This window comes from Nonomuraea sp. NPDC051941, assembly GCF_044593615.1.
This window is the reverse complement of record NZ_JBIUCF010000048.1, coordinates 25942-40105: the sequence shown is the minus strand read 5'-3', so window position 1 is coordinate 40105 and position 14164 is coordinate 25942. Positions and strand designations below refer to the sequence as shown.

The window sequence follows — 14164 nt, the reverse complement described above, 5'->3', positions numbered from 1 at the left end:
CAGAGCGTCCCGGTACGGCTTCGCCCGCCGCGTCATGCCCGGGCGGCAACCCGGCGTACATCCCGGGTCGCACGAGGGCTCCCGGGCTACGACTCAGGGAGTAGCCCAGCCCGGGATGATCATGCCGGCCTCGTACGCGATGATCACGAGCTGGGCCCGGTCGCGGACCGACAGCTTGGTCATGATGCGGCTGACGTGCGTCTTCGCCGTGGCGGGGCTGAGCACGAGCCGGGCCGCGATCTCGTCGTTCGACAGGCCGCAGGCGACCAGCGCCATGACTTCGCGCTCGCGTTCGGTGAGCGCGTTCAGCTCGGGGCCGGGCTCGGGGCGCTTGACCCGGCCGGCGAACTCGGCGATCAGCCGCCGCGTGATCGACGGTGCGATCAGCGCGTCGCCCCTGGCCACGACCCTGACGGCGTGGATCAGCTCGGCCGGCTCGGTGTCCTTGACCAGGAAGCCGCTCGCGCCGGCGCGCAGCGCGCCGTACACGTAGTCGTCCAGGTCGAACGTGGTCAGGATGATCACCTTGACGTTCTCGAGCCGGGGGTCGCCGGAGATCTGCCGGGTGGCCTCCAGGCCGTCGAGCTCCGGCATGCGGATGTCCATGAGCACCACGTCGGGATGGTGCTCGCGGGCTCCGGCCACGGCCGCCGCGCCGTTGGCGGCCTCGGCGACGACCTCGAAGTCGTCCTCGTCGCTGAGTATGGACCGGAACCCGGCCCGTACCAGGGTCTGGTCGTCGGCGAGCAGTACGCGGATCATCGAGCCCCATTCCCGAGCGGCAGCCGGGCGACGACGCTGAAGCCGCCCTCGGGACGCGGGCCCGCCTCCAGGGTGCCGCCGAGCGCGGTGGCGCGCTCGCGCATGCCTTGCAGGCCGAAGCCGCTGCCCCCGTCGTACGTGGCGCCCGGCCCGTCATCCTCCACCCGGATCATGATATTTCCGTACGTGTTGTTGATGGTGAGGGTGGCCTGCTTCGCACCGGAATGGCGGGAGACGTTGGTCAGCGCTTCCCTCACGATGCGGGCGGCTGCCAGGTCCACCTCGGTCGGCACGGCGTCGAGCGGCCCCGACAGATCCGTGCGCACCTCCAGCCCCGACGCCGCGACCAGCGCGTCCACCCGGGACAGGCTGTCGGCGGGGGCGGTCGGCGCGTCCTCGTCCACCTGGCGCAGCACGCCCAGCGTGGTCCGCAGCTCGCGCAGCGTCTCCTTGCTGGTGTCCTTGATCGTCCGCAGTGCTGTCTCGGCGTCCTCCGGCCGCTTCCTGAGCCCGTGCAGCGCCGCCGCGGCCTGCACGTTGATCATGGAGACGTTGTGCCCGAGCACGTCGTGCAGCTCGCGCGCGATCCGCAGCCGCTCCTCGCTCGCCCGCCGCCTGGCCTCCTCCTCCTTGCTGTGCTCGGCTTCGAGCGCGCGCTGCTCGACAGCCTGCAGGTAGAGGCGGCGGCTGCGGGTGACGCTGCCGAACGCGACCGCCGCCACCTCCCAGCCGGCGATCATGAGGAACAGGCTGTTCTCGACGTGCCTGACGCCGCTGGTCTCGCCGAGCCCCATGCCCAGCAGCGACGCCGCCCCGATGGCGATGGCCGCGGTGAGGTGGCCCTTCTCGGCCGCCGTGTAGAGGTTGACGAACGGCAGGATGACGACGGGCCCGTCGAGCCCCGCGTACCGGTAGTAGGCGGCGACGCAGACCATCACCAGGAGCAGCGCCCCGACGGGATAGCGCTCCCGCAGCAGCAGGCCGCAGCAGGCGACGATCGGCAGCACCACGTCGAGGACGTTGGTCTGCGTCTGGCCCCTGGTCGCGTAGGAGATGGCCATGCCGACCAGCAGGCCCGCGATCACCACGAGTGACACGATCATGCTGGTCGACGGCTTGCGCATGCTCCCATTCTGGGGGGTAATCTCCGGGGCGCATCTGGGTAGAGCACGTAAATGAGCACAAAGGACGACCTGCGGCAGGTCGAAGAGGACCTGGCCCGGCTGAGGGCCGAGAACCAGGACCTCCGCAACCAGAGTCGCGACATGGGCGCGACCGACCAGGTGGAGATCTCGGCGTTGATCAGCCAGGCGGACGAGCAGGAGGAGCTGATCGCTCAGCTCGAGGGCCGCCGCGACTCGCTGCTCAGGCGCCTTGAGTCGGAAGGGGGCGCCTGAGCGCGGCACCGACCTCGTGCAGGTGGCGTAGTGCCTGCCCGTACGACTCGATCAGGCCGGTCTGGAGGTAGTCGACGCCGATCTCCGCGCAGTACCGCTCGACGATCGGCTGCGCCCTGCGCAGGTTGGGGGCCGGCATGTTGGGGAAGAGATGATGCTCGATCTGGTAGTTGAGCTGGCCGAGCGCCACGTCCGCGAACAGGCCGCCCCGTACGTTCCGCGAGGTCAGCACCTGCTTGCGGAGGAAGTCCAGCTTGTCCTCCGCGGTCAGGATCGGCATGCCCTTGTGGTTGGGCGCGAACGTGCACCCCAGGTAGATCCCGAACACTCCCTGGTGCACGATCAGGAACAGCAGTGCCTTGCCGACCGGCAGGATGGTGAAGACCAGGCCGAAGTAGAGTACGAAGTGCGTGAGGAGCATCGTCAGCTCCGACCCCCGCCGCTTGGCCTCGGGCTGGAACAGGGCCTTGACGCTGGCGATGTGAAGGTGCCAGGCCTCGAGCGTCAGCAGCGGGAAGAACCAGTAAGCCTGATATTTCGCGACAAATCGCGGTAGGCCGATGCTCCTGGCGACCTGCTCCTCCGACCAGACGATCACGGCGGGGGAGACGTCGGGGTCGTGGTCCTCGTGGTTGGGGTTGGCGTGGTGGCGGTTGTGCTTGGTGGTCCACCAGCCCCAGCCGAGCCCGATGGCGAGGTTGCCGATGATCAGGCCCGCGACGTCGCTGGGCCGCCGCGTCCTGAAGACCTGCCGGTGCCCGAGATCGTGGGCCAGGAACCCGAGCTGCGCGAAGACGACCGCCAGCGCGACGGCCACGAGAAGCTGCAGCCACGAGTCGCCGAGCCAGACGAACAGCGCCCAGCCGCCGAGGTAGACGGCGGCCATGATGGTCATCCGGATCGCGTAATAAAAGGGACGCCGGTCAAGAAGACCGGCGTCCGTGATCTGACGGGCTAGTCGGGCGAAGTCGCTGCCTCTGGTGTCGAGCCTGCCGGGACTGGCCACGGGTCTCCTTACAAGTGCGAGGTAGGTGACCCTAACCCTTGCGCATCGGGGACGGATCCGGAAGATAGGCTTTCCGGAGTGATCTATGCCGATATCCCGCTTACCCCGGAAATCCGTGCGGCCATGGCGCTGACCTGGGATGTCACGGGGAACGGCGAACGATTGCACGGTGGCGAGGAATCCGCCGCGTACCGGCTTGACGGCCATGTTATCCGCGTCGGACCGGTGGGGCGCACAGCCGCCGAGAGCGAGTGGTGTCACGCGATCGCCCGCCACGCCGCCGGCACGCTCCCCGAGGCTGTCGCACCCGTGCCGGCCCCCGACGGGGCGACGGTCGTCTTGGTGGCGGGCCGCCCGATCTCCTGCTGGCCGTACGTCGAGGGCGAATGGCCGGACTCCGACGTGCCCGCCCAGCGCGCGGCGGGCGCCCGCCTGCTGGCCAGGCTGCACGAGTCGCTGGCCACGTTCCGCCCGCCGCCGCGTCCGGTGCCCGCCTTCCAAGAGTCCGGCCTGTACGGCGACCCGCCCCGGGACGCCCTCGAACTGGACGACCCCGCCCTCGACCGCTGGCTGGCGGAGTTCCACGCCCGTCACCCGTTGCGCCACCCCCTCCACGGCGACTACTACACCGGCAACACCCTCGCCAGGGACGGCGGGATCGTGGCGGTGCTCGACTGGGACGAGACCTTCGTCGGCGCCCCGGAGATGGAGCTGGCCGCCGCCGCGCTCGAATGGGGGGACGACGAGCTGGGGCCGAGCCGGGCGTTCGTGGAGGCGTACCACGAGACCGGGGGCACCGCCGGAGAGCTGGACGAGGAGACGCTGGCCCAGCTCATCAGGCACAAGCTCCGCAGGGAGTACGCCTACTTCCGGAAAGCCGTGCGCGCGGGGGTGCGGCACGACGAGGACGACCTCGAATACCACCGCGACCGCGTGGCGCTGTTCCACAAGCTCCGTCCGTGAACGGGCCCAGAAAAGGGCATGGCAGCGGCTGACAGAGATCTGACAGTGCCCCCAGGGATCGTCCTCGGCATGACACACGTGCTGATCGTCGGCTCCGGGCCGACCGGACTGACCCTGGCCATCGAGCTGGCCCGCAGAGGCGTCGACCTCCGCATCGTCGAGAAGTCGCCGCAGCCGCCCGCGGGCGTGCGCGGCAAGGGCCTGCAGCCGCGCACGCTGGAGGTCTTCGACGACCTCGGCGTGGTCGACGAGATCCTCGCCACCGGCCGCGAGTACCCGAGCCTGCGCAGCTACCAGGGCGACCAGGTGGTCTGGGAGGGCCGGATGGACGAGATCCGCGAGCCGTCCGCCGACGTGCCGTACCCCAACCTGATCATGCAGCCGCAGTGGCGGACCGAGCAGATCCTGCGCGATCGGCTGGCCGAGCTGGGGCACGAGGTCGAGTTCGGGGCCGAGGTGACCGGCTTCGAGCAGGACGAGGACGGCGTGACCGTCACCCTGGGCAGCGGCGAGCAGGTCCGCTGCGCTTACCTGGTGGGCGCGGACGGCGGTCGCAGCGTCGTACGCAAGCAGTTGGGCGTCGGCTTCGTCGGCGACACGTTCGAGAGCGAGCGCATGCTGCTGGCCGACGTCAGGACCGGTGACCTGGACCGCGAGCACTGGCACGTGTGGGGCTCGCCGGCCGAGCAGAAGGTTCACTTCACGCTCTGCCCGCTGCCGAACACCGACGTCTTCCAGCTCGTCGCCCCGTACACCGGTGACGACGACCTGATCGCGCTCGTCGCCGAGCACGCGCCGCACGTGCGGATCGAGGAGATCCTGTGGCGGTCCGAGTACCGCGTCAACATCCGCATGGCCGACCGGTTCCGGGTCGGCCGGGTGTTCCTGGCCGGCGATGCGGCCCACGTGCACACGCCGGCGGGCGGTCAGGGGCTCAACACCGGCGTGCAGGACGCCTACAACCTGGGCTGGAAGCTGGCCATTGGCGCCGAGGCGCTGCTGGACACGTACGAGGACGAGCGGATGGCGGTGGCCGCGCACGTGCTGGGCCTCAGCACCCGCCTGTACCGGGAGCAGGACAACAAGCGCGGCGACGACACCAACCAGCTCGGCCTGGCCTACCTCGGCAGCCCGCTGTCCGTGGGCGAGCGCGGCGGCGAACGCCTCGGCGCGCTCTTCGCCGAGCAGCGCGGCACCGGCTTCCTGCTGCTGGCCGACACGGAGACGGCGTACCCGTTCACGGTGCTGCCGCCGCTCGACGGTCAGGAGGGCGTCATCCTCGTCCGCCCCGACGGCTACATCGGCTATCACGGGGACGAGAGCGGCCTCAGCGCGTACCTCTCCGGGTTCGGGATCGACGCGCCCCTCGCCGACGCCTCGCGGTAGCCGTGCTCGCCCAGCGCGGCCCGGCACTTGGCGGCCAGCTCGTTGACGTGGGGATCGGCGGACTCGCCGATCCCTCTCAGCGCCCGCGCGGCGCCGAGCAGCTCGGCGGCCGCCTCCGGCTCCAGGTGCTCGGCCACCCCTTCCAGCACGGTCGCCCGCGCGGTCCTGTCGGAGCACGTGGCCATCAGCTCCAGGGCCCGGCGCAGCGGCTCGCGAGGCTCGCGGACCCGGGCGAGCTCGACGTTCATGTACGCCCTGAGCTGGGCTGACACCTCGACGTCGAGCGCCAGCGCCGTCTCCAGCAGCCGGGCGGCCTCCTCCGGGTGGCCGATGCGCCTGGCCAGCTCGGCCCTGGCGTGCATGACCCTGACCACGATCGCCTGGTCGTCGGACCGCACGGCCGACTCCCACGCCTGTTCGAGCGCGCGGGCCGCTCCGGCATGATCGCCCGCCCGCCCTTTGAGCTGGCCGACCCGGATCAGGAACGTCATCGGCCCGAGCGGCGTGTCGAGCCCGGACAGCTCGGTGGCCAGCCGCTCCGGCTCCTCGGCCAGGGTTACCGCCGTGGCGAAGTCCCCGTGGTTCTCCGCGACCAGCGACAACCAGAAGAGCCCGGCCCACTGCCCCCACCGGTCCCCGACGGCCCTGAACCCGTCGACCGCCGGCGCCAGCAGGTCCTCGGCCCCGGCCACCGCCCCGTACTCGAACCGCACGATACCGGTGGCCAGCAGCGCTGCCGACCTCGTCCACAGGTCGGGATGGTCGCGCAGCCGCCCCGACTGCCGCTCGGTGAGGCTCACCACGTCGGCGGGCGTCCCGACCCCGGCCAGCGCCCACGAGTTCAGGGCGGCGGGATGGTCGGACTCCAGCACCGCCTCGGTCGGCGCGAACCCCGCCAGCACCCGGCAGATCCCGTGCGCCAGCTCCCGCCCCGGCGGCGGCGTGTCGCCCACCCTTCGCAGCACCGACGCGGCCTGCTCGTTGATCTCGCGATGCCGGCCGCGGATGATCCACGACCAGAGCCGCGGCAGGATCACCCGGAGCGGGTCGTCGGAGTGGCGCAGCGCCGCGTCCAGGTTGCCCCGCTCGGCGTCCAGCACGGCCAGCCACTTGAGCTGTTCGCCGGTCCGCAGGTGGGGGTCGGCGGTCTCGGCCAGCTCGGTGTAGTAGCGGGCGTGGGCCTGGCGCAGCTCGGGGAGGTCGGCGGCGGCGTACTGCCTGATGGTCTCCAGCATGGTGTAGCGGTCGCCGGAGACCGCGATGAGCGACTTGTCCACCAGCGAGGAGAGCAGGTCGAGGTCGCCGCCGCAGACCTGGGAGATCGCCTCGTACGTGGCGCCGCCCGAGAACACCGTCAGGCCCCTGAGCAGCTCGCGCTCGCGGTCGGAGAGCAGGTTCCAGCTCCAGTCGATGACCGCGCGCATGGTGCGGTGGCGCGGCTCCGCCGTACGGCCGCCGCGGAAGGCCAGCCGGTCGCCGAGCTGCTGCACCAGGACGGACAGCGGCATCGTACGCAGGCGCGCGGCGGCCAGCTCGATGGCCAGCGGGATGCCGTCGAGCTCGCGGCAGATCCGCGCTGCCTCTTCTGGTGCTACCCGCAGGTCGGGCCGGGCGGCGGCGGCCCGCTCCGCGAACAGCTCGGCCGCCTTCACCTCGGGCAGCGGCAGCACGTGGTGCAGGGTCTCGCCGGGGATGTCGAGCGGCTCCCTGCTGGTGGCGAGGATCCGCAGGCCCGCCACCTCGGACAGCAGCGTACGGGCCGTCGTGGCGGCCTCCTCGATCACGTGCTCGCAGTTGTCCAGCACGATCAGCGGCGCGGTGCCGCGCAGGGCCCTGACCGGGTCGGTCGTCCTGAGCGCGCCCTCCAGGGCGGCCCGTACGCCGGTGGCGGTGGCGAGCTCGACCAGCCACACGCCGTCCGGCACGTGCAGGCCCGCGGCCACCTCCACGGCCAGCCGCGTCTTCCCCGCGCCGCCCGGCCCGACGAGCGTGACCAGCCTGGCCCTGCCTAGCCGGCCCTTCAGCCGGGACATGTCCTCGGAGCGGCCCACGAAACTCGTGAGGCGGGCGGGCAGGTTGCTCTTCGGCTCGGCGTCCCGCAGCGCCTCCAGGTGGGCTTCCCGCAGCTCGGGCCCCGGGTCCACGCCCAGCTCCTCGGCCAGGGCCGCCTTGATCCGCTCGAAGAGCGCGAGCGCTTCGGCCCGCCGGCCCTGGGTGGTGAGGGCGCGCATGAGCAGGGCGTGGAACGGCTCCCGTAAGGGATGCGCGGCAACCAACCCCTCCAACTCCGCCACCAGCCCCGCCCCCCGTTCGGGATGCTCGGCGGTCGCCGCGGTCGAGGCGGGGGCCGGGTCGGTGGTGATCGTCGTGCTCAGGTCGGCGGCGATCCTCGTGGCCAGGGCGGTCAGGCGCAGCTCCTCCAGGCGGGCCGCCGGGGCCGTGGCGAAGGGCAGATCGGCCGCGTCGGCCAGCGCCGGACCCCGCCACAACGCCAGTGCCCGGCGCACGTCACCGGCCCGTACGAGCCGCTCGAACGCCCACGCGTCCACCTCACCCGGCGGCACATCCAACGCATATCCGGAGGGATGGGACGAGATCACGCCCGGCGCCTCTCTGCGCGCCCTGGACACCAGCGACTGCAGCGCCGCCATCGGATGCGCTGGCGCCTCACCCGGCCACAGGTCGTCGATCAGCCTGTCCGTGGTCACGACGCGTCCGGGGTCGAGCGCCAGCCGCACCAACAGCGCCCGCACCCGGGCACCGCCGACCGCGCACCCCGCCACCTGAAGCGGCCCCAGAATCCCGACCCGCATCCACCCTCCCCGCCCGGACTCCAGCGTACGCACCCCACACCCTCCCACCGCAGCCCCATCCCCCATCCGCACTTCGGCCGGGGTCCTTGGGGGAGGGGTGAGGTGGCTCGGGCTACCGCGCTCCGCGCCTCGCGCTTGGCGGTTTGGGCTTCGGGGCGGGACGGGGGTCAGGGGGTGAGGTGGGAGTCGAGGAGGTCGGCGGGGAGGTGGGGGACGGTGGCTTCGGTGAACTCGGGGAGTCCCACCACCAGCCCGTCCTCCCCGATCCCCAGCCCCGCCCTGGCCGGGTGCTTGCGGATGTGCCGGGGCTCGAAGTTATAGAAGCTGCCCGTCCCGTAGTCGATCCGTACGCTCTCCAGCGACGGCCGCGCGCTGGCCAGGCACGCCCCCATCGGCAGGCCCAGGTCGGTCGGGGAGGTCAGGGTGTGGAGGTTGCCGGCCACGACCAGCGCGGGTTCGGCGTGGGCCGCCAGCACCCGCTGCGCCATCAAGGCGTCGCGCTGCGACCAGTCGCCCGTGTTCGTCCACCCGTCGAACAACGTGACCCGCAGCCCCGGCACGGCTCGCAGCACCGCGAGGTGGCCGGCGGTGATGGCGCCGCTGCCGAGCCACCAGAGCGGATGGTCCAGCCCGGTCCCGTCGGTGAGGTAGCCGTCGAGCTGCGGCTTCAGCTCCTCGGGCCATTCCAGGGCCAGGCTGGTCAGGCCGAGCAGCCGCATGAGCCCGAGGATGACGAGCGGGTTCTCCCTGACCCCGTGCACCTCGCCGAGGAGCAGCAGCCCGCACGCGTCGAGCGACCGTCTGGCCCGGTCGAGCGCCGCCGCCTCGACGGGCAGCTCGTACGCGTCCGGATCGAACTCCGCGACCGCCAGCAGGAGGCCGTCCATCGTGTCGACGCCTGGCATGCCTCCACACTCTTCGCCCGGCCCCTCCCGCGCAACAGCCCGGGTCAGGAGAACACCTTGGCCTTCAGCGCGGGGAAGCGCTGGACCACCCGGAGGAAGACCTTGAACCCCGTCCGGCTCACCCTGCTGCCGCCGACGAACTGCTCGGCCGCGCGCATCGAGTCGCGGACGGCGGCGAAGCCGTACTCGCGCATCCGGGCCTCGTAGCCCGCGATGGCGTCAACAGGGTCGCCCCCGCTGGTGAGGGCGGCGCAGAGCAGGCGCGCGTCGCGCAGCGCGGTGTTCGCGCCGATGCCGCGCATCGGCGTCATGCTGTGGATGGCGTCGCCGAGCAGGGTGATGTTCGTGGCGGGCCAGGGGTCGATGGGGATCGAGGTACGGATCGGCAGCAGCGTGATCGTGTCGGGGTTGGACCGGCCGACCACTGTGCGCAGGTCGGGGTGCCAGGATTCGATCTTCCGGGCCACGGTGGCCTGGAGCTGCTCGCCCGACATTTCGGAAATGTCGGTTGGGAAGGCGGCGCCGGGCGCGCCGAACGCCCACAGGATGTAGCTGCTGGAGTTGTCCATCAGCGCGCCCTCCTGCTCCGTCACCCCGAACTCGCCGTACGCCACCCCGTCGCCCAGGTCGTGCGGCGCGGTGAAGAACCCCATGCCGCTGGGCGGGATGACGCTGTTCGGCCCGTCGAGCAGCCGCGGCGCCACGAGCTTCCTGGTCTCGGCGGTGATCGGGAACTTGCCCGCCACCGTCGTGATCCCGGTGTCCACCCGCTCGGCGTGCGGCAGGTACTGCTTACGCACCCGCGAGTTCCCGCCGTCGGCGGCGACCACGATGTCCGCGGTCGCGCTCGTGCCGTCCGCGAAGAACAGCTCGACCCGCCCGTCGGGGAGCCGCTCGTACCTCTCGTACGTCTTCCCGAACCGTACGACGTCGTCGAGCCCCGACAGCAGCACCTGCCTGAGCGTGATGCGGCTGGCCGAGTGGTGGTCGTCGGCCGGGTCTGCCGCCGTGGGCGCCTCGATCAGCGCGAGCCGACTCAACCGCTCGGTGACGAAGCCGAAGTCCTGCCCGCCGTGCCGCCCGGTCGTGTCGAGGAACGCCTGCCACAGATGCGCGGGCAGGCAGTCGTGCAGGGCGCGGGCGCCGTTCGGGTCGATGTGCACGCGGTAGCCCTGCAGCCGGTCGGCCGGGGTCCTGTCCCGCTCGTAGACGGTCACGTCGAGCCCTGCCTTGCGCAGCCCCTGGGCCAGGCAGAGCCCGCCGATGCCGCCACCGATGATCGCGATGTTCCGTGTCATGGCTCGACTATCATCCATGCGGATGATTCTGTCAACCATCCGGATGGATGATAGAGTGCGGACCATGAGACGAGCGCCCGAAGAGAAGCAGCGCGACCCCGAGCGCACGAAGGCCCGCATCCTGCAGGCGGCGCTGGAGGAGTTCGCGGCGAAGGGGTTCGCGGGGGCGCGTGTCGGCGAGATCGCCACCAGGGCCGGGGTGAACAAGCAGCTGATCTCGTACTATTTCGGCGGAAAGGAGGGCCTCTACGAGGCCCTGACCGCGCGCTGGCAGGCCGAGGAGAGCGGGTTCGCCGACCGGTCGGCCTCGCTCGGCGCGCTCGCCGCCGAATACGTGCGGGCCAACGCCGCCCGCCGCGACTACGGCCGGCTGATGCTCTGGCGGAGCCTCACCGACGACGGGCCGCCCGACCCTTCCTTCGTCGAGGACGTACGCCGGGATCTGGAGCTCCTGCGCGAGCGCCAGCGGGACGGGGAGTTCCCCGCGGACCTCGACCCGGCGGCGGTGCTGGTGGCGCTGTTCTCGATGGCGGCGGCCGGCATCGCGTTCCCGCAGCTCGTCCAGGCGGTGTGGGGGCGGGATCCGGCGTCGCCGGAGTTCGCCGAGCACTATGCGGGGGAGGTCGAGAAGCTCATGGGCCACCTGCGGGGTTCGTGACGGTCCGGGGTCCGTGCGGTGGTTTCCTTGTACTCATGCCTGATCTCGTGGTGGACGGCAGCGGCAAGCTCTGCGTGCAACTGCTCATCGAACTGCGCGGTCACGTGCGCCAGGCCGGTCCCGGAGCGGTGATCCACCTCATCGCCACCGATCCCGCCGCGCCCGTCGACCTGCCTGCCTGGTGTCATCTGACCGGGCACACGTACCTGGGGCCGGTGCCGGGGGCGGAGCCGCCGACGTACGCGCTGCGCGTGGCCGGGGCCGCCAAGGAGACCGAGGACGCCAAACCCTGGCACGTGGCTTAAGCGGTTAATTCCCTTACCGAATGGGGTGGCCTAGAGTATGAGGGTTACCCGGTTCAGAGAGGGAGTCCGTGAAGCGACCCACGATCGCCGACATCGCCGGCCGGGCGGGAGTGTCCAAAGTGGCGGTCTCCTATGCGCTCAACGGGCAACCGGGCGTATCGGACGCGACGCGGGCCAGGATCGTCGCCATCGCCGAGGAGATCGGCTGGCGGCCCAACAGCGCGGCGCGAGCGCTCAACGGCGCCAGGGCCAACTGCGTGGGCCTCGCGCTCTGCCGTCCCGCCCGCATCCTGGGCGTGGAGCCGTTCTTCATGGAGCTGATCAGCGGCATCGAGGGCGTGCTCGCAGACCGCTCGTACGCGCTGCTGCTCCAGGTCGTCACGAGCCATGAGCAGGAGAGCGAGGTCTACCGGCGCTGGTGGGGCGAGAGCCGCATCGACGGCGTGTTCCTGGTCGACCTGCACTATTCGGACTCCAGAGTGGTCGAGCTGGAGCGGCTGGGGATGCCGGTCGTCGTCATCGGACATCCCACCGAGTCGGGCTCGCTGTCGGCGGTCTGGTCGGACGACGGCGAGGCCGTGCGCGAGACCGTCGGCTACCTGGTGGCGCTGGGCCACCGCCGGGTCGCGCGGGTGGCGGGGCTGCCGGAGCTGGTCCACACGACCGTCCGCGACCAGGCGTTCGAGCAGGCGTGCGAGGGCGTGGCCGAGCACGTGACCGTGCACACCGACTACACCGGCGAGGAGGGCGCCAGGGCCACCCGGCGGCTGCTCAGCTCGCCCAACCGGCCCACGGCGATCATCTACGACAACGACATCATGGCCGTGGCGGGCATGTCCGTGGCCCAGGAGATGCGGGTCGAGGTGCCGCGCGACCTGTCCATCGTGGCCTGGGACGACTCGCCGCTGTCCCAGGTCGTCCGGCCGCCGCTGACCGCGCTCACCCGCGACATCCCCGCGTACGGGGCGCACGCCGCCCAGCGGTTGCTCGCGCTGATCGCGGGCGAGACCGTGCCCCCGTACGAGGACCAGGCGGCCGTGCTCACGCCGCGCGGCAGCACCGGTCCCGCTCACTCCGTGTAGCGCCGGCCTCGGCGCGTGCCGCGGGCGGGGCGGGCGGCTGGCAGACCGCCGTGTCCCGACCCGCGGCACGTGCCGTCCCCTCCTCCGCGGCACAGCCCGGAGCCGCCATGAACTCCCCCCGGCTCCAACCCTGACGGAGTACGCGGAAGAGCGTCTGAGTACCCCTATACCTAAACGAGATGAGACCGTGACCAGGCGTAGTGCCCATGATCGGGGCTTAACGGCTGGTCAGGCGGGTAGGCGGGCGATATGACCCGCTGAGGGGGTAACACAATGGTCGAGCCGGGCCCATGGATCGAGGGGTACGTACGTGCCTGGAACTCCAACGATCCTGACGACATCGCCGCGTTGTTCACCGAGGACGCCGTCTACTACACCGAGCCGTACAGCTCTCCGTGGCAGGGGCGGGACGAGATCATCTCGCAGTGGCTCGGGCGGCAGGACAAGCCTGGTGAGACCGAGTTCGAGTGGCATCCGGTGAACGTTGCCGACGACGTCAGTGTTATCCAGGGGGTCACGACATATCCCGACAAAACGTACAGTAATCTATGGGTGATCAGGTTTGTGCCCGATGGCCGGTGTCGTGAATTCACCGAATGGTGGATGCGGCATGATGCCAAATGATGCAATGGGCCGAGCCGTCTTCATCCGAGGAGATCCGTTGAGAGACAACCTCGACCTCGCCGCGAGCGCCCAGGAACTGGCAGACGCCGCCCCGACGGGATCGATCGACCACGCCGCAGCGTCGTCCGTGGCCATCACGCTCGCCACCACTCGTGACATCACCGATGCCAGGAAGACGCTGGACGGGGTCTCCCCGGAAGAGGTCCGGGAGGCGGCCCTGGCCCTCTTCGAACAACTGTCGACCGACGACTGACGCCTGGAACCCGGGCTCGGGCGCCGCATCTGCCGCGCCCGAGCTTTCGCGTGCCCTGGGACCGGTGGGAGCCGAGCGCGCCAGAGGTCAGGTGGTGAGGCGGGTCTGGATGGCTTGGCGGGCTCGGGAGGGGGCCGCCGGGTCGTGGTGGAGCTGGAGGGCGTGGTTCAGGGCCATGACCGCGCCGAGCAGCTCGAACGCGAGCTGATCCGGATCCGTCCCCGCGGGCAGCTCGCCCGCGTCCGCCGCGCGCCCGGCCTCCTTGCGCAGCCGTCCGCGCCAGGCGTCGAACCTGGCCTCCACCGCGTCCCGCACCGGCCCCGGCCGGCCGTCGAACTCGTGGGCCGCGGCCACGAAGAAGCACCCGCCGGGGAAGACCCCGCGCTCCAGGTACGAGATCCACGCCTCGCACAGCACCCGCAGGCGGGTCAGCCCGGGTGCGGCGGGCCGGGCGGGCTCCCAGACCTCGGCGCGGAAGATCTCCCCGGCCCGGTCGAGGACGGCGAGCTGCAGCGCCTCCTTGGAGCCGAAGTGCCCGAGCACTCCTGACTTGCTCATGCCCAGCTCACCGGCGAGGCGGCCGATGGTCAGCCCTTCGAGTCCCTCCGCGGAGGCGATGGCGACCGAGCGCTCCAGGATGGCCGCACGCGTGCCGAGGGCCTCTGCGACGGATCTGCGGGGACTCATGCGGGCAGTTTAGCGTCCGAACGTT

The 14164-nt window shown here is 71.3% G+C and carries 15 protein-coding genes; 8 read left to right on the top strand and 7 right to left on the bottom strand.

Annotated elements, in window-relative coordinates; all coding sequences use genetic code 11:
- Positions 1 to 93: 93 nt before the first annotated feature.
- Positions 94 to 762: a response regulator gene (locus ACIHFD_RS52320; RefSeq protein ID WP_397373272.1), complete on the bottom strand. Its 669-nt coding sequence runs from the start codon at positions 760 to 762 to the stop codon at positions 94 to 96.
- Entirely contained in the window at positions 759 to 1886 is a 1128-nt protein-coding gene (locus ACIHFD_RS52315) for a sensor histidine kinase (protein ID WP_397373271.1), read from the bottom strand. The genes ACIHFD_RS52320 and ACIHFD_RS52315 overlap by 4 nt, the downstream gene beginning before the upstream one ends.
- A 51-nt stretch (positions 1887 to 1937) precedes the next feature.
- Between ACIHFD_RS52315 and ACIHFD_RS52310 the strand changes: the two genes are divergently transcribed.
- On the top strand, positions 1938 to 2159 hold the full coding sequence (locus ACIHFD_RS52310; RefSeq protein WP_350738358.1) for a hypothetical protein: 222 nt from the start codon (positions 1938 to 1940) through the stop codon (positions 2157 to 2159).
- Here the strand turns inward: ACIHFD_RS52310 and ACIHFD_RS52305 are convergent.
- On the bottom strand, positions 2128 to 3054 hold the full coding sequence (locus ACIHFD_RS52305; protein ID WP_350738355.1) for an acyl-CoA desaturase: 927 nt from the start codon (positions 3052 to 3054) through the stop codon (positions 2128 to 2130). The two genes, ACIHFD_RS52310 and ACIHFD_RS52305, sit on opposite strands and share 32 nt — an antisense overlap.
- A gap of 189 nt (positions 3055 to 3243) precedes the next feature.
- Between ACIHFD_RS52305 and ACIHFD_RS52300 the strand changes: the two genes are divergently transcribed.
- Both ACIHFD_RS52300 and ACIHFD_RS52295 read left to right on the top strand, forming a co-directional pair.
- A complete protein-coding gene (locus tag ACIHFD_RS52300; RefSeq protein WP_397373270.1) occupies positions 3244 to 4128 on the top strand; it encodes a phosphotransferase enzyme family protein in 885 nt (294 codons plus the stop codon).
- Positions 4129 to 4197: 69 nt separating this feature from the next.
- Positions 4198 to 5514: an FAD-dependent monooxygenase gene (locus ACIHFD_RS52295; protein WP_397373269.1), complete on the top strand. Its 1317-nt coding sequence runs from the start codon at positions 4198 to 4200 to the stop codon at positions 5512 to 5514.
- Here ACIHFD_RS52295 and ACIHFD_RS52290 read toward each other — a convergent pair.
- The 3 genes from ACIHFD_RS52290 to ACIHFD_RS52280 form a co-directional block, all read right to left on the bottom strand.
- The gene (locus ACIHFD_RS52290) at positions 5436 to 8327 is read right to left on the bottom strand and encodes a BTAD domain-containing putative transcriptional regulator (RefSeq protein ID WP_397373268.1); all 2892 of its coding nucleotides are present in this window, start codon (positions 8325 to 8327) and stop codon (positions 5436 to 5438) included. The two genes, ACIHFD_RS52295 and ACIHFD_RS52290, sit on opposite strands and share 79 nt — an antisense overlap.
- Positions 8328 to 8494: 167 nt before the next feature.
- Positions 8495 to 9232: a hypothetical protein gene (locus ACIHFD_RS52285; protein ID WP_397373267.1), complete on the bottom strand. Its 738-nt coding sequence runs from the start codon at positions 9230 to 9232 to the stop codon at positions 8495 to 8497.
- A gap of 44 nt (positions 9233 to 9276) precedes the next feature.
- The gene (locus tag ACIHFD_RS52280) at positions 9277 to 10530 is read right to left on the bottom strand and encodes an FAD-dependent oxidoreductase (RefSeq protein ID WP_397373266.1); all 1254 of its coding nucleotides are present in this window, start codon (positions 10528 to 10530) and stop codon (positions 9277 to 9279) included.
- 64 nt (positions 10531 to 10594) lie between these two features.
- Here ACIHFD_RS52280 and ACIHFD_RS52275 point away from each other — a divergent pair, with 64 nt between their 5' ends.
- The 5 genes from ACIHFD_RS52275 (at position 10595) to ACIHFD_RS52255 (ending at position 13452) form a co-directional block, all read left to right on the top strand.
- On the top strand, positions 10595 to 11188 hold the full coding sequence (locus tag ACIHFD_RS52275) for a TetR family transcriptional regulator (RefSeq protein ID WP_397373265.1): 594 nt from the start codon (positions 10595 to 10597) through the stop codon (positions 11186 to 11188).
- A 35-nt stretch (positions 11189 to 11223) separates the two neighbouring features.
- Entirely contained in the window at positions 11224 to 11493 is a 270-nt protein-coding gene (locus ACIHFD_RS52270) for a sulfurtransferase TusA family protein (protein ID WP_319707263.1), read from the top strand.
- Between the two features lie 68 nt (positions 11494 to 11561).
- Positions 11562 to 12575, top strand: coding sequence for a LacI family DNA-binding transcriptional regulator (locus ACIHFD_RS52265; RefSeq protein WP_355209653.1), 1014 nt, complete (start codon positions 11562 to 11564; stop codon positions 12573 to 12575).
- A 273-nt stretch (positions 12576 to 12848) separates the two neighbouring features.
- The gene (locus tag ACIHFD_RS52260) at positions 12849 to 13199 is read left to right on the top strand and encodes a nuclear transport factor 2 family protein (RefSeq protein WP_397373264.1); all 351 of its coding nucleotides are present in this window, start codon (positions 12849 to 12851) and stop codon (positions 13197 to 13199) included.
- Between the two features lie 37 nt (positions 13200 to 13236).
- Positions 13237 to 13452 (top strand): hypothetical protein, encoded by a 216-nt coding sequence (locus tag ACIHFD_RS52255; protein ID WP_319707265.1) that lies wholly within the window; start codon positions 13237 to 13239, stop codon positions 13450 to 13452.
- A gap of 87 nt (positions 13453 to 13539) precedes the next feature.
- On the opposite strand, the gene ACIHFD_RS52250 is transcribed toward ACIHFD_RS52255, so the two are convergent.
- Positions 13540 to 14139 carry a TetR/AcrR family transcriptional regulator gene (locus tag ACIHFD_RS52250; RefSeq protein WP_397373263.1) on the bottom strand — a complete coding sequence of 200 codons (600 nt, stop codon included), beginning with the start codon at positions 14137 to 14139 and terminating at the stop codon, positions 13540 to 13542.
- Between the last annotated feature and the right edge of the window lie 25 nt (positions 14140 to 14164).